The organism is Sodaliphilus pleomorphus, assembly GCF_009676955.1.
In the GTDB taxonomy this organism is placed as follows: domain Bacteria; phylum Bacteroidota; class Bacteroidia; order Bacteroidales; family Muribaculaceae; genus Sodaliphilus; species Sodaliphilus pleomorphus.
This window is the reverse complement of sequence record NZ_CP045696.1, coordinates 239497-262146: the sequence shown is the minus strand read 5'-3', so window position 1 is coordinate 262146 and position 22650 is coordinate 239497. Positions and strand designations below refer to the sequence as shown.

Below are 22650 nucleotides of genomic sequence, written 5' to 3'. Positions count from 1 at the left end.
TTGTTTAGTTTCGTCTGTGTGCTGAGCTGTTTCAGTAGTTCACCAGGTAGAGTCCTCCATAGATTGCGAGTATGGCTAATACCCATGACAGGATCGAGGGTGAAATTGACAGATAGCAAGGCATCTTGTTGTAAAGCTTCATCGATTTCTTAAACCCCCAAATGAACCATATTGCCCATGTGTTTATCATGATCCAGGCAATTATGGCATAATTGTCGTGTTTAACATGATCCATAAATAAGGATCCAAAAAACACAGCTGGTGCCGCAATCACCGGAACGGCCAGTAAGTAGACCGTCCAAAAATACCATTTGGCTACGTTGTAGCGATGTGAAATCGTCTTTCCAAAACAATATATTGCATACAATATGCCGGCAGCGACTATTGGTATCACCACATATTGGTAGATGTCAAAGACTGTGTCTGCTATGCTCATTTTGTTTGGGGCTTGGGGTTGCTCTCTTCCAGTAGTCTACGCTTTAGACATGTTCATTAAAAGCCAGGAGGGGACCACTTTTTTGCCGATGTGCCGGGAGCAGCCAGTTGTCAATACGCAGCGCTCTTGCCGAGCATGATGTCGAGAATCACATCGTCGGCAAGTGTCATGCCAGGGGTGCCCACCTTGGCAATGTTGTCGATGCACTGCTCGGGGGTAACGTCGCATATGCCGTCGGTGGGGCGCAGCCGCACGTTGTTGATGGCCATGCGAGCGCACAGAAACGCAGCTGCGGTGGCCGAGGCCTGCTTGAGCGCACAACCCACCTTGCCACCGTCGCATATCATGCCCGAGATGGCGCCTGTCATGTTGCGCACGGCCCAGCCCATCTGCTGGTCGTCACCGCCCATGAGCCATGTCATCGACACGCTGGCTGCCGTCGAGGCAGCTGCCACGCAGGTGCACATGGCCACAAGTTTGCCTATTTTGGCATTGATGTAGCTGTTGAGCAGGTCGCCCAGGGCCACAGCCTTGAGCATCTTCTCGCGACTCACCTTGCAGGCTTTGGCCATCTCCACAATGGGTACAATCATGGCCACCCCCTTGCTTCCCGAGCCGGCGCTGCTCATCACCGAGAGCGGGCAGCCGTTGAGTCGCGCCTCGATGGCACTCGACACCTTGAGCATGGTGCGTGTCATGAGCCCGTCGCCCAGCACAGCGCTGCAGTCGTGCTTGAGCACGCGAGCAATGCCAATGCCTGCCTCGTTGTTCATGCCATAGTCGGCTACTTTCTCGTTCATGTCGATGCCGGTGCTCAAGAAGTCGAGCTCTGCTTCGGTAGCGGTGTCGACCAGCTCGCGCATTTGTTTTATCGTCATCTTGGTGAGCTTGTCGAGCGAGGCGTTTTCCTGGGTGGGAACCGAGGTGTCGTTGCGCATGATGTCTTCGCCGTTGCGCTGCACGAGCACAACGTTGGTGTGGGCGTCGGTAATCACCGCCGTGCCTATGCCGTTGCTCGAAATCACGTCGCAACGCACGTAGATGCGCCTCTGGCTGCGGTCGATTGTGACGTCGACCTTGTGATCGGCGACAATTTCAATTGCTTTTTGTGCATCCTCGGGAGTGAGATCTTCGAGAATTTGAAGCGATTTGTCGGGGTTGCCTATCACTGCGCCTATGGCGAAGGCATAGTTCAGCCCTTTTCTCTCGAAGTGGGGTATCGAGACCGACATGCCGTTTTTGTATACATTGGAGTTGACCACACCCTTGATTTTGTTGATCTCGCCGCCTATGGCCTGCATGGCTGTTGCAGCTGCTATGGCTACACAAGCAGGCTCGGTGCACCCCAGTGCAGGCGCCATGTCGCGTTGCAAGAATGCAAGCATTTCGCTTTTGTTTAACATAGTCGTTAGTCGTTTTAGAGATAAATTGTTTTCAGCAGGTAAAAGTAGAAATAAATGCCCAGTTGACCAAACAAATTGCTATTTAATTGATTGAGAGAGGCAATTATTAATTTTTGCCAGTGTATATAAAATGTAGTAACTTTGCTATTGGCAAAATTCAGTCATGATTGATAGAGCAACAGTCGATAAGATACTTGATGCGGCCGACATCGTCGATGTCGTCTCCGATTTTGTCACGCTCAAGAAGCGCGGCCAGAACTACATAGGCCTGTGCCCGTTTCACAACGACAATCACCCGTCGTTCTATGTGTCGCCAGCCAAGGGCATATGCAAGTGCTTTGCTTGTGGCAAGGGCGGTAGTGCTGTTAACTTCATCATGGAGCACGAGCAGCTCACCTATCCTGAGGCCTTGAGATACCTGGCCAGGAAATTCAATATCGAGATTCACGAAAAAGAGCTCACCGACGAGGAGCGGGAAGCACAAACCGAGCGGGAGTCGATGTTGCTCATCAACGAGTTTGCGATGCAGTTTTTTGAAAACCAGCTTCACAACACGACCGATGGGCAGGAGATAGGCATGTCCTACTTCAGAGAGCGGGCTTTCAGCGACGAGTCGATACGGGAGTTTCACTTGGGATATTCGCCCGAAGACCGCTCGGCATTGTACAAGGCTGCCACCAAGGCTGGATATAACAAGAAACTGCTGTTTGATACCGGCCTGTGCATCGACGACAACCGCGGTGGAGGCTACGACCGCTTTCGCGGGCGAGTGATGTTCCCCATTTTCAATATCGCCGGCAAGGTAATAGGTTTCGGCGGGCGCACGTTGAAAAACGACCCGGCAAAGTATGTGAACTCTCCCGAGTCGATTATCTACAACAAGCGCAACGAGCTATACGGTCTTTTTCAGGCCAAGCGCGACATCAACAAGCAAGACAAGTGTTTCATAGTCGAGGGCTATGCCGACGTGATACAAATGCACCAGGCCGGTTTTAAAAATGTGATAGCATCGTCGGGCACCGCCTTGACCGAGGGCCACATCCACAAGATACGCCGCTTCACCCGCAATGTGACCGAGCTCTTCGACGGCGATGCAGCAGGTGTGCATGCTGCACTGCGCGGTGTCGACATGTTGTTGCACAATGGCTTGAACATCAAGGTGCTGCTGCTGCCCGAGCCTGAGGACCCCGACAGCTTTGCCCGCGCCCACAGTCATAGCGAAATCGAGCGCTATATTGCCGACAACGAGATCGATTTTATAAGGTTTAAAACCCGTGTCCTGCTCAAAGACAGCGACAACGACCCTGTGAAGCGTGCTGCAGCCATAGGCGACATCGTGAAATCGATTGCCGTGATTCCCGACGAAATCACAAGAGCCGTCTATGCCAAGGAGTGCTCAACTACTCTGGGCATCGATGAGGATGTGATCTTGAGTCAAATACAGAAGGACATCTTCGGCCGACGGCAGGAGGAGTGGAAGCAGGAGCAGCGCGAAAAGCGCAAGCGCGGTGAGCAGCAGCCCTCGCCAGTGCAGCCCTCACCCAGTGCAGGCGATGCAAGCCAGAAGTCCGACAACACGTCGGCAGCCTACTTGCGGCGCTACGAGTTTGACGTGATACGGTATGTTGCCAAGTATGGCATGTGCTACTTGTGTGAAACCAATTACGACGACGGCACCTCACGTCCCACCACAGTGCTGGAGTATATCAACAACGAGCTCACTGTCGACAATATCAAGTTCTCCGATCCCGTCTTCGACAAGATTTTTACCTCGTCGCTTGGCAACCTTGAGCCATTTTATTCGGCTCTGCAACAGTTTCAAGCCGACATCGAACAAGAGCGCAGGCGCCTTGTCGAGGAGGGCGTGAGCCACATTAGGGCCGAGGTTGACGGCACTCTCGAGAGCATCGAAGACCAGGAACGCCAACTCGAAGCAAAGATTGAGCAACGATTGCAGGCCCAAGTCGTGCAATTTCGCAAATCGTATCTCGAAAAGCGTCTTTGCTCCGACCCCGATGAGACCGTGAGGGCAGTCTCGCTCGACCTTGTGAGCGAGAAACACCAGCTGAGCAAAATCCACACTCAGTTTGCAGCCATCACGTCGGAATACGATAAGCTGTTGACATTGATACCCGAAGCCCTCTACAACTGGAAAAACGCCATCGTGTCGCTTGAATTCACGTCGATTCAGGAAAAATTGCGCATGGCCAGCCCCGAGGAGCAGTTGGAACTGCTTAAAAGGCAACAACAACTGAACGTGATGCGTCGTGAGCTGTCGAAATTGACGGGTGAACGGGTGGTGAATCCTCTTGTGTGACACTTTATTGCTCATGACACACTCATATATTAAATTATTCTTTGTATTTTTGCATGATTAAAGTGCAATGATAGTTTTTGGCAATGCAATTATTTTATTAATAAGGACTCAATAATATACAAAACCCATTATGAATATACGACATTTTTTTCTTCTTGTCATGCTCTGTCTCGCCGCAGTCGTGTCGACCGCGGCCGGGCTCAAGCTCCCCGTAAAGAAAATAGCAGGAGAATCCTATTATTACTATAAGGTGGGAGGAAATGAGACGGTCGATGGCATTGCAAAAAAAATAGGCGTCTCGGCTCAAGATATCATCAAGTTCAATCCATCGGCCGCACAGGGAGTGACCAAAAAACAACTGCTTTTTTTCCCTGTCGAGGCCTATAAGGCTGACGTTTCCATTGCCAGCCAGAACGTAGCAGTCGCTCCCGAAGTGGTGAAACACATTGTGAAGAAAAGCGAAACGCTCTATGGCATAGCCAAGCTCTACGATGTGAGCGTCGACGACCTTGTGGCTGCCAACCCCAGTTCAAACAGTGGTGTGGGCGAGGGCGATGTGCTCATCATCCCGCAGGCGGGCACTCGCGCTGGCGATGCAGGCATTGTCTATCACACCATTCAGCCAGGTGAGTCCATGTACAGCGTGTCGAAACAATTCAACACTACCATCGAAACATTGCTTGAACTCAACCCTGGCATTTATCCCAACAATTTCATCGTGGGCGACGTGATAAAAATCAAGCCCAACTCCTCGCATAAGATTGAACTCAAAAAGAACATCAAGCAGTTCTACACCCATACTGTCAAGGATGGCGATACCTATCGGTCGCTGTCGACAGCCTACAAGGTGCCAGTCGACGAATTGATGGCAGCCAACCCTGGCCAGAAACGGCTGAAGAAAGGCAAAGTGATCTATATACCCTGTAAAGGAACCGAGATTGCCCGCGTCAATTCCAGCAAGGCGACAGTGCAGGAGCTGGAACAAACCTACGCCAGTAAAATGGGGCAAGTCTACAAGAATGTGCACAAATTGAAGAGCGACGGCGACATCAACATTGCCATTGTCTTGCCCTTCCAGTTGCAGAAGAGCGAAAGACCCCGTCAGGCCGACCTCTATGTCGACTTCTACAAGGGCTTCTTGCTGGCCGTCGACAGCTTGGGCAACAGGGTGGGGAAGAAGGTGAATGTTGACGTGCTCGACACGCAACACAACCTCAATGTCACCGATAGCCTCCTGGCACTCGACAAGATGAAGAATATGGACATCCTCATCGCTCCCGGCGAGCCCAAGCAGCTGCAGCGGTGCAACGAGTTCGGGAAAAAACACGGAGTGACAATCGTGAATTGCTTCTCGCCTAAAAACGACGACTACACCGACAATCCTCGCGTGCTCCAGGTAAACAGCCCCACCACCTACATGACTGCTGCTGTAAACGACTGGATCGATGCCAAGTTTAAGGACTATAACGTGATTTTTCTTGACGACCCCACTAACACCGAAGACAAAGATATCTACACCAATATCAAGGAGCACATCACCGATAGTCGCAAGCACTGCCAAGTGGTGTCGGTGGTCAACATGCTCGACTATGCCACGCTGAGCAACTATCTTGATCCTGGCAGCAGCTATCTCTTCATTCCCACCTCGGGCAGCAAGAGCTTCTTGGCCAAAATTGCACCTGCTGTGAAACAGGTGAAATTGAAACGCTTCGATTGCGAAGTCTCGATGCTGGGTTTCCCCCAATACTTCAATTATCTTAAAGAATACAAGTCGACGTTTCAGACGATTGACACCTACCTGTTTTCTCGCTTTTTCATTGCTAACGAAAACAGGGCCCGCCGCATCGAGAATCAGTTCATCCGCAAGTTTGGCACCAAGATGATCAGCACCACTCCCTGTATGGGACTCATGGGATTTGACCTGGGCGCCTACTTGTTGACGAGCCTGGGCAAGGGCGACGAGCTTAACAGCAACACACCTGCCTACGACGGCATTCAGATGGACATAGACCTGAAGCGTGTGAGCAACTGGGGTGGACTGGTGAACCGTTGTGTAGAGCTGGTGCATCTCTATGGCACAAGCATGACCGAGAGTATTATAAAATGAAGATGAGAACATTCACATTCCTATTGTCGCTTGTCTTGTACAGTTGGACACAGGTGGCGATAGCCCAAAACCACTACGAGGGCAACATCTCGGTAGGCGGCCAGGCGGGTGCGTCCTTCTCACGTGTGAATTTCAGCCCGAGTGTGCCCCAGTCGTTACAGTCAGGTGTGGTGCTGGGAGGTGCCTTCCGATATGTAGAGGAAAAACACTTCGGCCTTATCGCCGAACTCAATGTGGAGCAACGTGGGTGGAAGGAAAAGTTTGACGGTTATGACTACGCCTATCAGCGCCGTTTTACCTATATACAGCTTCCTGTGCTCACGCATGTGTATTTTGGCAACAACAAGATACACGGCTTTTTCAACGCTGGCCCCGAGATAGGATACATGATAACCTCGTCGCAAAAGTCAAACTTTGATTACAGCAATGTGAAGGCGATCGACGGTTTCCCGTCGAGCAACCGGAACGTCGACCAGTACACGCTCAAGGTGAAAAATCATCTCGATTATGGCATCTCGGCCGGGCTCGGTCTTGAATGGTTCCAGAGCCTCAAGCAGTCGTTCAAGCTCGAGGGAAGGTTCTACTACGGGCTGGGCGACGTGTTCAGCAACCACAAAACCGATCCATTCTCGGCCAGCAATAGCATGAGTGTGATGGTGACACTTGGCTATTTCTATCGCCTCAAGTGAGACAGTGCGCAGCCCGAAACTGACACTATGATATGCCTGCTTCTCCAGCAGGCATATTTTGTTGATGTCAATATGTCAGTTCTCGGCTGCCTGTTTGCCTGGACTTCTTTTGGCACGACCTTTGCCAATCAGTGGGTGTCGAAGCCGAAAGGCCGAGACAAGACAAAATTGATTAATAACAAATAAATAATATAAGAATTATGGGAAAGATAATTGGTATTGACCTTGGTACTACTAACAGCTGTGTAGCAGTGCTTGAAGGAAAAAATCCGGTAGTGATACCGAACAGTGAAGGCCGCAACACAACGCCTTCGATTGTGGGCTTTGTCGATGGTGGCGAGCGCAAGGTGGGTGATCCCGCAAAGCGCCAGGCTATCACCAATCCAACGCGCACGGTATACTCGATCAAGCGTTTCATGGGCGAGCCTTATAGCAAGGTTGGCGAGGAAATTAAGCGAGTTCCTTATAAAGTGGTAGATAATGGCAACGATCAGCCTCGTGTGGAAATCGACGGTCGTCAATACACTCCGCAAGAGATTTCGGCCATGATTCTGCAAAAGATGAAAAAGACTGCCGAGGATTATCTTGGTCAGACGGTCGACAAGGCTGTGATCACAGTTCCTGCCTACTTCGACGACTCGCAGCGTAAGGCTACCAAGGAGGCCGGTGAAATTGCAGGCCTCAAGGTTGAGCGCATCGTCAACGAGCCTACGGCTGCTGCTCTTGCCTATGGTCTCGACAAGGGTACCGACGACAAGAATATCGCAGTGTTTGACCTGGGTGGCGGCACATTTGATATCTCAATCCTGAACATGGGCGACGGCGTGGTCGAGGTGAAGGCCACCAACGGTGATACTCACCTGGGCGGTGACGACTTTGACCAGCGCATCATCAACTGGCTTGCCGATGACTTCCAGAAAGAGGAAGGCACCGACCTGCGCAAAGACCCGATGGCTTTGCAGCGACTCAAGGAGGCTGCCGAGAAGGCCAAGATTGAGCTTTCGAGCTCGACAAGCACCGAGATCAACCTGCCTTATATCACTGTGGTCGACAACACGCCCAAGCATCTTGTCAAGACTTTGACACGTGCCAAGTTTGAGCAATTGTGCGACGACTTGATTCAAAGAACGATTGAGCCTTGCCGCAAGGCTCTGGCCGATGCCAACCTCTCGACAAGCGACATCGACGAGGTTATCCTCGTGGGCGGTTCGACCCGTATCCCGGCAGTGCAGGAGATTGTCAAGAAATTCTTCGGCAAGGAGCCCTCTAAGGGCGTGAATCCCGACGAAGTGGTCGCCGTGGGTGCTGCAATACAAGGCGGCGTGGTGACTGGCGAGGTCAAGGATGTGTTGCTGCTCGATGTGGTGCCGCTGAGCGTGGGTATCGAGACACTGGGTGGCGTGATGACAAAGCTTATCGATGCCAACACCACCATTCCTACCCGCAAGAGCCAAGTGTTCTCTACGGCAGTCGACAATCAGCCTTCGGTCGAGATCCACGTGCTGCAAGGTGAGCGTCCGCTTGCCAAGGACTGCAAGACGCTGGGCAAGTTCCATCTCGACGGCATAGCCCCCGCACCGCGTGGCGTGCCACAGATCGAAGTTACCTTTGAGGTTGATGCCAACGGCATCATGAATGTGAAGGCCGTGGACAAGGCCACCAACAAGGAGCAGAGCATCCGCATCGAGGCTTCGAGCGGTCTGAGCGACGACGAAATCAAGCGGATGAAAGACGAGGCCGCTGCCAATGCCGATGCCGACAAGAAAGAAAAGGAGCGCATCGACAAGATCAACGAGGCCGATGCTATGATCTTCCAAACCGAAAAGACGCTCAAGGAGGCAGGCGACAAGCTCCCGGCCGACAAGAAGAGCGAGATTGAGGCAGCCCTCAACAAGCTGAAAGATGCTCACAAGAGTCAAGATATAGCTGCCATCGATGTCGCCATGAAGGAGCTGCAAGACAAGTTTGCCCAGATGTATCAGCAGGCTGGTGGCCAGCCTGGAGCCAATCCTGGAGCAGGATTCCAAGGCGGCAATCCTGGAGCAGGTTCCAACGCCGGCGGCACGACGGGCAATAGCAACGGCGACAACAACCAGAATGGCGCCGAAGATGTCCCCTACGAAGAGGTGTAAATGACAAGATAACTAATTGTCATCCCACACATATCTTAATAATCCCGACACATGCAAGCAGCATGTGCCGGGATTTTTTTCCTTGTGGTTTTAGGTAGTGCAAACGTTTGCATTGCTTTTTCACGAATGAATGAAAAATAGGTTCAAAATTGCGATATTTTTTGTAACTTTGCTGCTGTAAAATTCAAGATAATCAGCATGATTGATTTGTTATTTGAAACCAGTTGGGAGGTTTGTAATAAAGTAGGAGGAATTTATGCAGTTCTTTCAACCAAGGCCAAAACGCTTCGCAAAAGATATGATCATGTGATTTTCATTGGGCCCGATCTGTGGTCCAAAGACAACGAATCACCTTTTTTCATTGAGTCAAATACTCCCCTCGATGACTGGGAAAAACAGGCTGTTTTCCCCGCAGGCATGACCGTGAGGGTAGGGTATTGGGATGTGCCTGGCAAGCCAGTTGCCATCTTGGTCGATTACAACTCACTGTATGTGTACAAAAACGATCTCTATGCCGAGATGTGGAAGAAATACCATGTCGACTCGCTGCACGCCTATGGCGACTACGACGAGTCGTGCATGTTTGCCTATGGGGCGGCACTCGTCATCGAGAGCATCGTGCTGTGGCAACGCGGAAAGGTGAGAAATGTCGTGGCCCACTTCGACGAGTGGACTACAGGCATGGGGCTGCTCTATGTGAAGGCACGGCTGCAGAGTGTGGCAACCGTGTTTACTACCCATGCCACAAGCATAGGCCGCAGTATATGTGGCAATGGCAAGCCACTGTATGACTACATGAGCGGCTACAACGGCGACCAAATGGCCGCCGAGCTCAACATGCAATCGAAGCACTCGCTGGAGAAAGCAGCGGCTCAGCAGGCCGATGCCTTCACAACAGTGAGCAATGTCACTGCCCGAGAGTGTGAGCAGCTGCTCGAACGCCGTCCCCTGGTCACCCCCAATGCCTTTGAACAAAATTATGTGCCCAAAGGCTCCAAGTTCAGCAAGGCAAGAGAAGATGCACGCGCCAGGCTGCTGCAAGTGGCGCGGGCCTTGACTGGTGAGGACTATAGCAGCGATACGCTCATCGTGGGCACATCGGGCCGTTGTGAATTTCGCAACAAAGGCCTCGATGTGACAATCGATGCACTCAACATGACACGCGACAAGTTGAATCGCATCAACAACTTGAGCCGCAAGATTGTGGTCTTCATCATGGTGCCGGCTTGGACCGAATCGCCAAGAAAGGATTTGCAAGCCTCAATGAGGGAAAATAGAGTAGCCAGGCTTTTTGACCCTGTCATCACCCACAACATTCACAACTTTGACACCGACCCCATTTATTCAAAAATAAATTTCCTCGGTCTGCACAACGTGATAGACGACAGTGTGAAAGTCATCTATGTGCCCAGTTACCTAAACGGCAACGACGGAATTTTCAACATGAGCTACTACCAGTTGCTCATAGGTTTCGACCTCACGATTTTCCCGTCCTACTACGAGCCTTGGGGCTACACTCCGCTCGAGAGCATTGCCTTTGGCGTGCCCACAATCACCACCGACTTGGCTGGATTTGGACAGTGGGTGCTCGACACCGAGGGTGACAATCTTGCACGCACCGGCGTGAAAGTGGTGCATCGCACCGACTCCAACTACAGCGAGACCGTTGCTGCGGTTTCACAAGGATTGTCAAATGTTTACACGATGATGCCTGCCGAGTTGCGCAAGGCAAAGAATGCGGCCAAAAAGACCTCGAAGCTCGCTTCATGGGACAACTTTATCCAATACTATGAGCTGGCCTATTCGCAAGCGCTGAAAAAAGTGGAAATCCGCATGGTTGACGATGCCGATGGATTATAAAATACAATAGTGATTTAAGTTTTAATTAGCAATCATAAATTTTAGTTTATGAAAATACAAGTAAGTAACACCAACGAACCCGTTTGGAGAAACATCACGATCAAATCAGATCTTCCCCCAAAGTTGAAAAAGCTTGATGAGCTTTCCAAAAACTTGTGGTGGGTGTGGAATAGCGAAGGCAAGTCACTCTTTCACGACTTGGACCGGGAACTGTGGCGCGCCACAGGCGAAAACCCGGTGATGATGCTGCAAAAGATAACTACCGACCGTCTTAACGAGATTCTGAAAGACGATGTCATGATGGAGCGCATCAATACTGTTTACGCTCATTTTAAGGAGTATGTGAAGCAGCCCATGCGCACCGATGTGCCCTCGGTGTCCTACTTCAGCATGGAGTACGGATTGTGCAATGCACTCAAGATTTATTCAGGTGGTCTGGGCATTCTTGCAGGCGACTATATCAAGGAGGCTTCCGACCGCCGCTATCCAATGACTGCCGTGGGCTTCCTGTATCGCTATGGCTATTTCACCCAGACGCTTTCGATGGATGGCACACAGATTGCAAACTATGAGGCTCAGAATTTCAATCAGCTGCCCATAGAGCCTGTGCTCGACGAGAGCGGAAAGCAGATGATACTTGAGGTGCCCTATCCTGGCCGCGTGATTTATGCCAACATTTGGCGGGTGAACGTGGGACGCATGAAGCTCTATCTCATGGATACCGATATCGACCTCAACAGCGAGTGGGACCGCCCCATCACTCACCAGCTCTACGGCGGCGATTGGGAAAACCGCATCAAGCAAGAGTATATGCTTGGCATAGGTGGTGTGCTCATGCTCAAGAAGCTGGGCATCAAGAACCAGCTGTATCACTGCAACGAGGGGCATGCTGCCTTGCTCAACCTGCAACGTCTTGTCGACTACGTCCAGGACGACGGTTTGAATTTCCAAGAGGCACTCGAGATTGTGCGGGCCACATCGCTATATACCTGCCACACACCTGTGCCGGCTGGTCATGACTACTTCGACGAGGGTCTCTTTGGAAAATACATGGGCGAGTTCCCTGCCAAGCTCGGTATCTCGTGGCAAGACCTCATGAACATGGGCCGAGAGAATCCCGACACCAACGAGCGTTTCTCGATGAGCGTGTTTGCTTTGAACACAACACAGGAAAGCAATGGCGTGAGTTGGCTCCATGGTCAAGTGTCGCGCAAGATGTTTGCCGGCATTTGGAAGGGCTATGCTCCCGAAGAGTCGCATGTGGGATATGTGACCAATGGCGTACACATGCCCACCTGGGCTGCCAGCGAGTGGAAAGAATACTACAGCCGCGTGCTGGGCGACGACTATATCGAGCACCAGGAGGACGAGAAGACCTGGGCTCCAATTCTCAAAGTGCCCGACCAGGAAATATGGGACATGCGCATGCGTCTTAAAAACAAATTCATCAATTTTGTAAAACGTGACTTCAGCGAGAACTGGCTCAAGAACCAAGGCGACCCCTCGCGCATTCTCTCGATTGTCGACAAGATCAATCCCAATGCCCTGCTCATAGGCTTTGCTCGCCGATTTGCAACCTACAAGCGTGCCTATCTGCTCTTCAGCGACCTCGACCGACTCTCAAAGATTGTCAACAACGAGAAATATCCCGTTCAATTCATCTATGCAGGAAAGGCTCACCCGGCCGACGGCGCAGGCAAAGACCTCATCAAGCGAATTGTTGAGATAAGCAAGATGCCGCAATTCCTGGGCAAGATTATTTTCCTCGAGAATTATGACATGACAGTGTCTAAGCGCCTCATCACAGGTGTCGACATTTGGCTGAACACCCCCACGCGTCCACTCGAGGCTTCGGGCACATCGGGCGAGAAAGCCGAGATGAATGGCCTTCTCAACTTCTCGGTGCTTGATGGCTGGTGGTATGAGGGCTATCGCGAGGGTGCTGGCTGGGCACTCACAGCCCAGCGCACCTATACCGACCAAGCTCAGCAAGACAAGCTCGATGCTGCCACTATTTACTCAATGCTTGAGCACGAAATCATTCCGCTGTACTTTGCCAAGAATTCACGCGGATACTCTCCCGAGTGGATACAGTACATCAAGCGCAGCATTGCCACAATAGCTCCTCACTTCACCATGTCGAGAATGCTTGAAGACTACATCACGCGTTTCTATGCTCCCGAGGCTGCACGCAGCGCCAAGTTGCGCGCCAGCAATTATGCGCTTGCCAAGGACATTGTTGCTTGGAAAAACAACGTGGTCGAGCACTGGGATGCAGTGCATGCCTTGGATGTTGAGCTCAGCGATTCGCTCAAGAATGCTTCCAACAATGGTGAGGCAGTCGAAGCTACCATAAAACTCGACACTGCCGGGCTTGGAAAGGACCTTGGAATTGAACTTGTTGTGTATCGTGAAGAGGACGGCGAAACCAAGTTCCACGAGACCATACCATTCAAGGTAATCAAGCAAGAGGGTGATGTGGTCACCTATCACATGAAGAATCACATCAAGGACTCGGGCGTGTTCCGTTATGGCTTCCGCGTGTATCCATGGAACAAGAACCTGCCTCATCGTCAGGATTTTGCCTATATGAAGTGGATTTAAGGCTCATTGCCTAAACAGTTGGGGAAACGATCCCCGCCACAATACAAGACATCTCGACAAGAATTATTTCCTGCCGAGATGTTTTTTTTTATTGTTTTTTGGGCAAGCCTTCCATCACCGTGGTGAGCTCGTCGTTGAGCCTGAGCGACTTGATAAACAGATTGAATTTCAAGTTGCTCATTGTTCCCAGCGAGGCATTCAAGTCGCGCTCATAGTTGATGCCCAACGTCCTGAGATATAATGTATAGACCCAGAAATCGTTGGATTGCAGCCCGAAGTAGTATTGATTCACCTGCTGGTTGTACACCTTGTTGTACTCCTCTTGCGACACTCCTTTGCTTGTGAGTGATTTGAAATATTTTCTTGTGATGGCAAGCAGCTCGTCTTTTTTCTCATTGTTGGTGTCAAAACTGCATGCGATCACAAAGACGGGCATCGTCTCATTGATATCGCACATCACCTTCACACCATAGGAGCTTGCCTCCTCTTCTCTGATTTTTTGATTGAGCTCGTCGTTGATTACCCCTTGCAACATATCAATCATGAGCTCGTTTTGGGTGGTCCACTTCATTGGACCGAAATATTCTATGTCGATTGTCGACTTGGGTGTTGCCATGGGGGTGGAGAAAGCATTGGTGAAGCGCCCATGGCGCATGGGGGTGGGTGTCATTTTCACTTCTCTCACGCCATTGTCGGGTATCGAGGCCATGTATTTGTTGATGAGTGGCACGATGCTGTCGACGTTGAAGCTTCCCACCAGGGTAAACACGTAGTCGCCGGGATTGGCTACACGCTCGCGGTAGAGCTGTAGCACCTCGTCATAGTCGATCGATTGTATTTCGGCCGGCAACAGGTCTTTGTAGTAGATATAGCCTGGATACAATGTGCTCGTTACCGAGTCCTGGAAGATGTGGCTTGGGTTGTTGGCGATTTGAGAGTTCTGAGAAGCCAGGTTGCTTTTCACCGAGTTGAACGACTGCGGGTCTTTTCTCACATCGGTGAAATACAGATACAGCAGCTGAAGCATGGTTTCGAAATCGGCATTGCCGCTCTTGCCCACAAAGGTTTCTTTTGATGGCGTGATGTTGAAGTACAGTGATACATTCTTGGCCAGCAGTTGCTTCTCCAGCATGGTGATGCTGTTGTTGCCCAATGCGCTCCCTTCGATCACGGCATTCATGGCTCTCAGGGCAATGTCGTGGGTACCCTTGTACACATTGTAGCCTCCCGGGCTGTAGCCATTGAGCCTGATTTCGTCATTCTTGAAGTTGGTGGGTTTCAATAGCACTCGCATCCCGTTTGACAACACAAGCGAGGTGATGCCCGACAGGCTGTCGCGCGACGATTCAAGCACCTGTCCAGCTGCAGGAGTGTGGTCGACAATGGGATTTTCCCTCACCTTCTCCTCATAGGGGGGAGGAGTGGATGAGAAAATGGCCGAAAACCGTCTCTCAACATCCTGTTTTGTAGGATAAGCGATGCCGTCTTTCTTGGGCCCCGATATGCTTACCGATACATTGTCGGCCTTGATGTGGGTGCGCAAGTAGCTGTTGATGTCGTCGGCGGTCACGTGGTTTTCAACAATCTCTCGCATCAGCCTCAGCGACGTTTCAAATCCGCACAGGTCAGATTCCCCCTCAAAGTGATCGACCAGTGCAGCTGTGTAGTCGGTGCGCTTGAGTGTGTTGACTTCTTTCAGCTGGTTGTCGACGTTGGTTATGAAATAGCGCTTGGCACGATTGATTTCGTCGGCAGTGAATCCATAGAGTTGAGCACGTCTTGCTTCGGTCAGGAGTTGCTCCATGACTTGTGCAGTCATGCCTTCTTTTCCCATGGCGATAAGAGCCAACGCGGCTTTGTGCTTTGCAATGAGAAATGCACCATCGGTGCACGTGGCCGAGGAGTAGGCACACTCGGCTTTGCTGGATTGCTCAAGGAGCCTAAGTGACAGTAGGGTCGTCGATAGCAGGCCGATAGCCTCTCGTCGATAACATTCTTTTTTGAGCATCATCTCAGGCGAGATCTTGTCGTGAAGGAAAAAGATGCCTATGTCGCTCGATGGTGCCTCGTCGTCGACAAAGAGGTTGTAGTCTATCCCCTTGTGGTCGGGCACAGCTACTTGCTTGCGCACGGGGGCCGATGCGGGGCTCGGTATGGAACCAAACAGCATCTTCACTTCGTTTTCAACACGTGCTGCGTCGATGTCGCCCACAACAATGATGGCTTGCAGGTCGGGTCGATACCACTTGCGATAGAATTCGCGCAACAGCGATGGCTTGAAATTTCTTATGATTTTCATCGACCCAATGGGGAAACGGCTTGCATACTGAGTCCCGTGCAAGAGCGACCGGCACAGCGAGTCGGCCAGGCGTTGGCCGTAATCGTGACTGGTGCGCCATTCTTCCTCTACAATGCTGCGTTCTTTGTCGATGGCTTTGTCTTCCAGGGTGAGGTTGCAGGCCCAGTCTTTGATGATGTGCAATGCATTGGGCAGCATGGTGCTGTCGTTGGCATCGATATTCTTGATGTCAAATTGCGTGTCGTCAAATGAGGTTGCCGCGTTGAAATCAGAACCCGAGACCAATCCGTAGGCCTGCAAGATCTTGCTCCCGCTGTCGTGAGGATAGTTTTTAGTCCCCTCAAATGTCATGTGCTCCAGAAAGTGGGCCAGGCCCAACTCGTCTTGATCCTCTACAACCGAGCCAATTTTGGTCACCAGTTTCAGGTTCACAGCCCCGGTGCCAGGCAGGGGATAGATATAATAGGTGAATCCATTTGGCAAAATGCCGTAATGCAAATGGGGGTCGACAGGAAGATTTTCATTGAAAACGATTTGCGCTGCAGCCCCCCAAGAGCATAGCAATGCAACAATAATGCACTCGATGTATTTTTTCATAATCGTGATTGTAGGGGTTATGCGTCGGGCAGCGAGATGATGCCATTCATGATGGCATACACGCTCAAGCCCGATACGCTCTTGATGCCCAGCTTGGCAGTGATGTTTTTGCGGTGAGAGAGTACTGTGTTGACGCTGATGTTGAGCCTGTCGGCTATCATCTTGTTGGTTAGTCCGTTGGCAACCAGTTTGAGTACCGATGTTTCCCGTTGGGTGAGCTTGGATTGCGCCTTGCAGTCGTTCTGGGTGTCGAGTAGCCGCCGCACATTGGTGATGACAATTTCCTCAGGGTCGTTTACGCTAAGCAAGTAGGGCGATGACTCTACTTGTGAGGACTGATGGGTGAGCACGATGGTCTTGTCCTTTTTGGGCAGGAAAAACGACGTGTGAGCGGTAAATGTGGATTCGTCGGTCACATACCAATCCGATTTGGAGACAACCCTGGCAGTCGTGGCATCGAGTGCAGCATAGCAGCTCACACTTGCTGTCGACACTTCTTCGACAATATGCCTCAGGCCAACTGCTTCAACAGCATTGGGCAATATGATTGTGACACGAGTGGGCATCATGATGTGGCCAGAAATTGTGATAGTGGTTTGAGAATGCGGTTGCGTATGCGATTGTTCTGGGTGATGTCTTTCTTCAGGCTGAACAGTGCTATGAGCACGGCTTGGCACAAGTTGATGTCGTATTCTCCTTTTAAATGAATGACAAACATGTTGATGAGATCATCAATTTTGTCCTCGATGCTGTCGCTGTCATCGTCAAATTTCGGAATAGGGCATTCCTGTGCGCAGGCGTCTCGATGTTTCAGCACCTCAGGAAACCAGCGGTTTCGGTCGTCGTCGATGCGTGCGAGCAATTCTGTTTTCACTTCGATAAAAAATTTCATCATCAAGGTGAGATTGCTGTTGGCCGAATTTGTTTTTTGCAACAAGAAGGAAAAATGACGCTCTATGTTGGGTATTTGGAATTGCTCGTAATAGGTATTGGTCTTGTTGAGATAGTCGATGATGACCGATGCCTTGAACGACTCCATGATCTTTTCGGGGAAGAAATCGGGAAAGAGATAGGTGTTGAGAATGGTGATGAAGAAGTCGGTATCCAAACCCTGACGATGGCACATCGTGGTCACAGTGTGGTCGCCGACCCCAAGGGAAATTCCAAACCTGTTGAAAACGGTTACTACCGATGGGTCGCCGAGCACAATGTCGCTCAATTTTGAATCGTTGTTTACAAGGAGCATAAGCTGGCAAGAGAGATATTAAAACCGTGGTTTTGCAAATGCAAGATGTGAGGCAGTGACCACACCGTCCATCTTGATGTCGTGTGGATCGACCGGTATGTTGTCAAAAAATTGGCAATCAAGCCCAACTGCAATGTAGCGTGCATGTGTGCATAGCGGCAGGAGCCTGTCGTAGTAGCCACGGCCTCGGCCACAACGATTGCAATGCTTGTCGAGTGCAACGGCAGGAACGATGACCAGGTCGATGATCGACGGGTCGACCAGCTCGTCGCCTATGGGTTCTGTGATTCCCATTGCACCCTTGCCCATGTGTTGCCTGTCGTACTTGAGCAGGTCGAGCTCGTCACCGTTCACTCGCGGCAGATATATGGTCTTAACGTGCGACCACTTGTCGACGATTTCATGTGTTGGCAGCTCGTCGGGCAGGGAGTAGTACAATAGTATGTGCTTGGCAGAGCGAAATGCCTGCAATGTTTCGATACTCTGAAACACGGCGAGCGCCTCTTGCCGCTTTTGGGTGTCGTCCAATTTCGATTTCAAGGCTCTCACCACCTGTCGCAATTCTTTTTTGTCTTTCATTTTAGTGTAGATTGGAGTCGATAATGGGGAATGTTGCCTCGTGCCTGTTGAGAGCCTTGAGTGCCGCCTCGACGGTGCGGTCGTTGCGGTTCAAGATGGGATAGAATGCATCTTGACCCAGCAGGTCGCGGGCTATGAAGGCCTTAATATCGGTGAGCAGGAGCGACCTTGACTGGTCAATGTAGTACCATCTTGCAGGCACTCCATTGCGCGAAGCGTAGTTCACAAAATCGTTGAGCAGTGTCTCGTTGTCGCTCAGCACACGCAGCAGCGACTTGTAATCTTTTATTGCCTTGAGCGAAGCTCGGTGTTGCTCGCTGTAGAGCAAGGCATACTGCTGCATGAGGCCGGCGTTGAGTACTGCCTGGAAATAAGACGACATGCCCGAGGTGTCGACGGGGACAAAGATGTCGGGGATAATGCCGCCGCCGCCATACACGACTCGTCCGTGGGCAGTCTTGTACATCTTGCTCTTGTCGAGCTTTATGCTGTCGCGGCTATACAGCTCGCCGTTTTTAAATCGTGTGGCCAGCTCGTTGTCGTAGTTGTCGATGCCCCCCAGTTTATAGTCTTTCTGGATGCAACGTCCACTCGGGGTGTAGTATCTTGCTATAGTGAGTCGTATTGCACTGTTGTCGGGGAGCTCAAATTGCTTTTGAACCAGGCCTTTGCCAAATGAGCGACACCCAACAATGAGCCCGCGGTCGTTGTCTTGGATGGCACCGGCAAAAATCTCGCTGGAACTGGCCGAAAACTCGTCGATGAGCACAACAAGCTCGGCATCCTGATACTTACCGTTGCCATCGCTCCACACTTGCGAGTCGTCGCGGCGATACCGGCCTTTGGTCGACACGATGAGCTGGTCTTTGGGAAGGAATTCATTGGCCATCAATATGGCCATCTCCATGTAGCCGCCGCCGTTGCCGCGCAAGTCTACGATATAGCGTTTGGCACCTTCCTCCTTGAGGTTGCCCAGTGCGGTGATAAACTCGTCGTAGGTGGTGCGGCCAAACTGGTTGACTTTCACATAGCCGGTGTTTTTCTCAATCATGTAGGCAGCATCTACGCTTTTGACTGGTATGTCTCCGCGCTTTACCGTGAAGTAGATGGTCTTCTCGCTATTGTTGCGCCTGATGCCGAGTTTCACCGTCGACCCTTTGGCACCGCGCAGGTGATCTTTCACCGTGTTGGGATTTAACCCTTTGCCCACAAAGGGCTTGCCATTGACTGTGATGATTTTGTCGCCCGCAAGAATGCCCACTTTTTCGGCGGGACCGCCGGGAATCACTTCAATCACATTGATGGTGTCGCTCATCACTTGAAACGAGATGCCTATACCGCTGAAGCTGCCGTTCAACTCTTCGTTGGCAGCCTGGAGGTCTTTGGCGCTGAAGTAGATTGAATGTGGGTCGAGATTGCTCAGTATCTCGGGTATCGAGAGCTCAACAAGGCTGTCCATGTTTACATTGTCGACATACTCGTTGGAGATTATGCCAAGCACATTGTTGAGTTTCCTGTCAAGGTCGTTGGATCTCTGCGTCGTGAAATGGCTGCCTATGAGTACACCCACTACAAGCGCTGCCGCCAACGCCAAGGGAACCCAAGTGTAACTTTGCTTGTTACCAGAATTTGTCATATAAGTATTTTATATCTTTATTTCTTCGTAAGCCCCATCCTGTGTGCTCACCAGGTGGATACAATCGATGCCTGCACGCTTGAGCAAATCGATGCCTTCGGTCAAGCGGTATAGCTCGGCAAATACAATGCGCTTTATGCCTGCCTGAATGATGAGCTTGGCGCACTCGATGCAAGGCGAGGTGGTGACATACAGCGTTGCCCCCTTGCTGCTGTTGTTGCTTTCGGCAACTTTGGTGATGGCATTGGCTTCGGCATGAAGCACGTAGGGCTTGGTGCGTCCTTCTTCATCCTCGCAGATGTTTTCAAATCCTACAGGCGTGCCATTGAATCCGTCAGAAATGATCATCTTGTCCTTTACGAGCAAGGCACCCACCTTGCGACGCTTGCAGTAGGAGTTTTCAGCCCACACTTTGGCCATGCGCAAATATCTTGCGTCAAGCAAAATTTGTTTTTGACCATTATCGTTCATAAGTTACAATGTGCTGCAAATCAATTGTTTCACTTAGCTATAAACATTGCTGCTACACTACTTGTAACAGCACCACAAATATAAGCAAAAAAACGTTATGAAATAAGCGGCAATTGCCAAATTGCCGCTTATTTTTAACAAAAAACCAAAATCATCATTTAGCGATGCCGTCGCGCCGCAGCATGGCCTCTATCTTGGGCTCGCGGCCACGGAAGCGCTTGTAGAGCACCATGGGCAGCTCGGTCCCGCCGCGCGAGAGAATGTTGTTGCAGAATGACTGTGCCGTGGACGGGTTGAAGATGCCGTCTTCCTTAAACTTGGAAAAAGCATCGGCATCGAGCACTTCGGCCCACTTGTAGCCATAGTATCCAGCTGCATAGCCGCCCGAGAAGATGTGCCCGAACTGTGGCGACATGATGCAACCTGCTACCGGCTCAAATACTTGCACGGGCTTGAGGGCATTGTATTCCATCTTGTAGGGGTCGCCTGTATATGGCTTGGCGATGGTGTGCCATGCCATGTCGATAAATCCAAATCCCAGCTGGCGCATGCAGGCATAGGCGGCACCGTATTGCGACGAGGCTACAATGCGGTCGATGTAGTCTTGCGGAATCTTTTCGCCCGTGATGTAATGCCGCGCAAAACTATCGAGAAACTCTCGCTCGCGCATGTAGTTTTCATTGAATTGCGATGGCATTTCCACAAAGTCGCGATACACGTTGGTGCCCGACAGTGAGGCATATTTGCATCTCGACAGCAAGCTGTGCAAGGCATGACCAAACTCGTGGGTGAAGGTTTCTACCTCATAGAATGTGAGCAGCGAGGGCTTGGTCTCGGTGGGCCTGGTGAAATTCATTGTGAGTGTCACAATCGGCCTCACGTCGTTGCCGTTTTCGTCCACATATTGCTCTCTGAAGTTTGTCATCCATGCTCCGCTCTGCTTGGAGGCGCGTGGGAAGAAATCGGTGTAGAGCATGCCCATGAAGTTTCCTTCGCTGTCGGTCACATTCCAGGCTTTCACCTTGGGATTGAATACCTGGGCATCATAGTTCTCGTTGAAGTGTAGTCCATACAGTTTGGTGGCCAGGCCGAAAACACCTTGGGTCACGTTGTTCAACTCAAAATAGGGGCGCAGCAGCTCGTCGTTGATGCTGTATTTGGCGTCTTTTTCCTTGTTGGAATAGTAGGAGTAGTCCCACGGCATTATCTTCACCTTGTGTCCTTCCACTCCCGAGGCATATTGCTCGAGCTCCTGCATGTCTTTTCTCTCGACTGGTGCATAAGCGTCTTTGAGCTGGTTGAGCATTGCGTACACGGTCTTGGTGTTTTGTGCCATCATGTGCTCGAGGTGATAGTCGGCATAGCTCTTGTACCCCAGTAGGTTGGCAATTGCCAGGCGAGTGTTGGCTATGTCTTTTATTATTTCCATGTTGCTGTATTCGCCGTCAGTGCACTGGGTGTTGTAGGCTCTGTACAGCTTTTCACGCAGGTCGCGGCGTGAGGAGTATTTCATAAATGCCGAGTAACTGGGAGCATGCAGCGTAATGAGATAGCTGTCGTCGCGGCCTTTTTCCTTGGCAGCTGCCTTGGCTGCCTCGATGGCACTCTCGGGCAGGCCTGCCAGGTCGTCTTTGGTGAGCCACATCTCATAGGCATTGTTGGCTTTGAGCGTGTTTTGCTCAAATTGGAGTGTGAGCTCGGTGAGATGCTTTGATAGCGACCGGTATTTCTCTCGGTCGGCGCCTTGCAACGATGCCCCGCTGCGCAGAAACGACTCGTAGGTTTCATGCAGCAGCATTTGGTCTTCCCTGTCGTGTGTCGTTGCGTCGAAGTGTGTTTTGACATACTTGATGCGCTCAAATAGCTTCTCGTTCAAAGTCACGCTGTTGTTGTGCTCCGACAAGATGGGCATCATGCGGTTGGACACGGCAAGCAGTGAGTCGTCGGCATTGGCCGAGAGCATGGGGTAGAACACGCCCAGCACTCTTGTGAGGGTCTTGCCCGACCGCTCAAGGGCCACGACGGTGTTTTCAAACGTTGGGCTTGCGGCTTGATTGGCAATTGCTTGTATCTCTTTGTCGTGCTCAATGATGCCTTGGCGTATTGCCGGCTCAAAGTCGGCCACAGTGATGTGGTCAAAAGGAATGGCCCCATGAGTCGTCTTGAACTCATGGAGAAATACATTGTCTGCGTTCATATTAAATGTAAAGAATGTAATTGTCAATAAATAAATGAGTAAGGATCTGGTGTTCATGAGTGGATATGGATGGGTTT

Annotated in this window: 15 protein-coding genes; 6 read left to right on the top strand and 9 right to left on the bottom strand. The window is 51.0% G+C overall.

Features of this window, described 5'->3' with window-relative positions:
• Window positions 1–31: 31 nt before the first annotated feature.
• Together GF423_RS01100 and GF423_RS01095 are read right to left on the bottom strand one after the other, a co-directional pair.
• Window positions 32–436: a hypothetical protein gene (locus GF423_RS01100; protein WP_154326611.1), complete on the bottom strand. Its 405-nt coding sequence runs from the start codon at window positions 434–436 to the stop codon at window positions 32–34.
• A gap of 110 nt (window positions 437–546) precedes the next feature.
• Complete coding sequence (locus GF423_RS01095; protein ID WP_154326610.1) at window positions 547–1839, bottom strand: L-cysteine desulfidase family protein; 1293 nt, start codon at window positions 1837–1839, stop codon at window positions 547–549.
• Window positions 1840–2002: 163 nt separating this feature from the next.
• On the opposite strand from GF423_RS01095, the gene dnaG reads away from it, so the two are divergent.
• The 6 genes from dnaG (at window position 2003) to glgP (ending at window position 13548) form a co-directional block, all read left to right on the top strand.
• Window positions 2003–4156, top strand: a complete 2154-nt coding sequence (dnaG, locus tag GF423_RS01090; protein WP_154326609.1) for a DNA primase — start codon at window positions 2003–2005, stop codon at window positions 4154–4156.
• A 130-nt stretch (window positions 4157–4286) separates the two neighbouring features.
• Window positions 4287–6263 (top strand): LysM peptidoglycan-binding domain-containing protein, encoded by a 1977-nt coding sequence (locus GF423_RS01085; protein ID WP_154326608.1) that lies wholly within the window; start codon window positions 4287–4289, stop codon window positions 6261–6263.
• 2 nt (window positions 6264–6265) lie between these two features.
• Window positions 6266–6952, top strand: coding sequence for a porin family protein (locus GF423_RS01080; protein ID WP_206113308.1), 687 nt, complete (start codon window positions 6266–6268; stop codon window positions 6950–6952).
• A gap of 200 nt (window positions 6953–7152) precedes the next feature.
• Window positions 7153–9084, top strand: coding sequence for a molecular chaperone DnaK (dnaK, locus tag GF423_RS01075; protein ID WP_154326606.1), 1932 nt, complete (start codon window positions 7153–7155; stop codon window positions 9082–9084).
• A 198-nt stretch (window positions 9085–9282) separates the two neighbouring features.
• A complete protein-coding gene (locus tag GF423_RS01070; protein WP_154326605.1) occupies window positions 9283–10944 on the top strand; it encodes a glycogen/starch synthase in 1662 nt (553 codons plus the stop codon).
• Between the two features lie 48 nt (window positions 10945–10992).
• Window positions 10993–13548, top strand: a complete 2556-nt coding sequence (gene glgP, locus GF423_RS01065; protein WP_154326604.1) for an alpha-glucan family phosphorylase — start codon at window positions 10993–10995, stop codon at window positions 13546–13548.
• 88 nt (window positions 13549–13636) lie between these two features.
• Here the strand turns inward: glgP and GF423_RS01060 are convergent, their stop codons facing one another.
• The 7 genes from GF423_RS01060 to GF423_RS01030 all read right to left on the bottom strand — a co-directional run bounded on the left by GF423_RS01060 (window position 13637) and on the right by GF423_RS01030 (window position 22573).
• On the bottom strand, window positions 13637–16330 hold the full coding sequence (locus GF423_RS01060) for a M16 family metallopeptidase (protein ID WP_206113307.1): 2694 nt from the start codon (window positions 16328–16330) through the stop codon (window positions 13637–13639).
• Between the two features lie 131 nt (window positions 16331–16461).
• Window positions 16462–16938, bottom strand: coding sequence for a LuxR C-terminal-related transcriptional regulator (locus GF423_RS01055; protein ID WP_241004962.1), 477 nt, complete (start codon window positions 16936–16938; stop codon window positions 16462–16464).
• A gap of 71 nt (window positions 16939–17009) precedes the next feature.
• Entirely contained in the window at window positions 17010–17690 is a 681-nt protein-coding gene (locus GF423_RS01050; protein WP_154326601.1) for a helix-turn-helix transcriptional regulator, read from the bottom strand.
• Between the two features lie 18 nt (window positions 17691–17708).
• Entirely contained in the window at window positions 17709–18269 is a 561-nt protein-coding gene (locus tag GF423_RS01045) for a 5-formyltetrahydrofolate cyclo-ligase (protein WP_154326600.1), read from the bottom strand.
• 1 nt (window position 18270) lies between these two features.
• Entirely contained in the window at window positions 18271–19905 is a 1635-nt protein-coding gene (locus tag GF423_RS01040) for a S41 family peptidase (protein ID WP_154326599.1), read from the bottom strand.
• A gap of 9 nt (window positions 19906–19914) precedes the next feature.
• Window positions 19915–20376, bottom strand: a complete 462-nt coding sequence (locus GF423_RS01035; RefSeq protein WP_154326598.1) for a dCMP deaminase family protein — start codon at window positions 20374–20376, stop codon at window positions 19915–19917.
• A 154-nt stretch (window positions 20377–20530) separates the two neighbouring features.
• Window positions 20531–22573 (bottom strand): M3 family metallopeptidase, encoded by a 2043-nt coding sequence (locus tag GF423_RS01030; protein ID WP_235911608.1) that lies wholly within the window; start codon window positions 22571–22573, stop codon window positions 20531–20533.
• Window positions 22574–22650 lie beyond the last annotated feature (77 nt).

Coding starts and splice junctions, on each gene's coding strand:
- GF423_RS01035 (WP_154326598.1), bottom strand. CDS start 20,376: ATGAACGATAATGGTCAAAAACAAATTTTGCTTGACGCAAGATATTTG.
- GF423_RS01100 (WP_154326611.1), bottom strand. CDS start 436: ATGAGCATAGCAGACACAGTCTTTGACATCTACCAATATGTGGTGATA.
- GF423_RS01085 (WP_154326608.1), top strand. CDS start 4,287: ATGAATATACGACATTTTTTTCTTCTTGTCATGCTCTGTCTCGCCGCA.
- GF423_RS01045 (WP_154326600.1), bottom strand. CDS start 18,269: ATGAAAGACAAAAAAGAATTGCGACAGGTGGTGAGAGCCTTGAAATCG.
- dnaG (WP_154326609.1), top strand. CDS start 2,003: ATGATTGATAGAGCAACAGTCGATAAGATACTTGATGCGGCCGACATC.
- glgP (WP_154326604.1), top strand. CDS start 10,993: ATGAAAATACAAGTAAGTAACACCAACGAACCCGTTTGGAGAAACATC.
- GF423_RS01040 (WP_154326599.1), bottom strand. CDS start 19,905: ATGACAAATTCTGGTAACAAGCAAAGTTACACTTGGGTTCCCTTGGCG.
- GF423_RS01080 (WP_206113308.1), top strand. CDS start 6,266: ATGAGAACATTCACATTCCTATTGTCGCTTGTCTTGTACAGTTGGACA.
- dnaK (WP_154326606.1), top strand. CDS start 7,153: ATGGGAAAGATAATTGGTATTGACCTTGGTACTACTAACAGCTGTGTA.
- GF423_RS01070 (WP_154326605.1), top strand. CDS start 9,283: ATGATTGATTTGTTATTTGAAACCAGTTGGGAGGTTTGTAATAAAGTA.
- GF423_RS01050 (WP_154326601.1), bottom strand. CDS start 17,690: ATGCTCCTTGTAAACAACGATTCAAAATTGAGCGACATTGTGCTCGGC.
- GF423_RS01030 (WP_235911608.1), bottom strand. CDS start 22,573: ATGAACGCAGACAATGTATTTCTCCATGAGTTCAAGACGACTCATGGG.
- GF423_RS01095 (WP_154326610.1), bottom strand. CDS start 1,839: ATGTTAAACAAAAGCGAAATGCTTGCATTCTTGCAACGCGACATGGCG.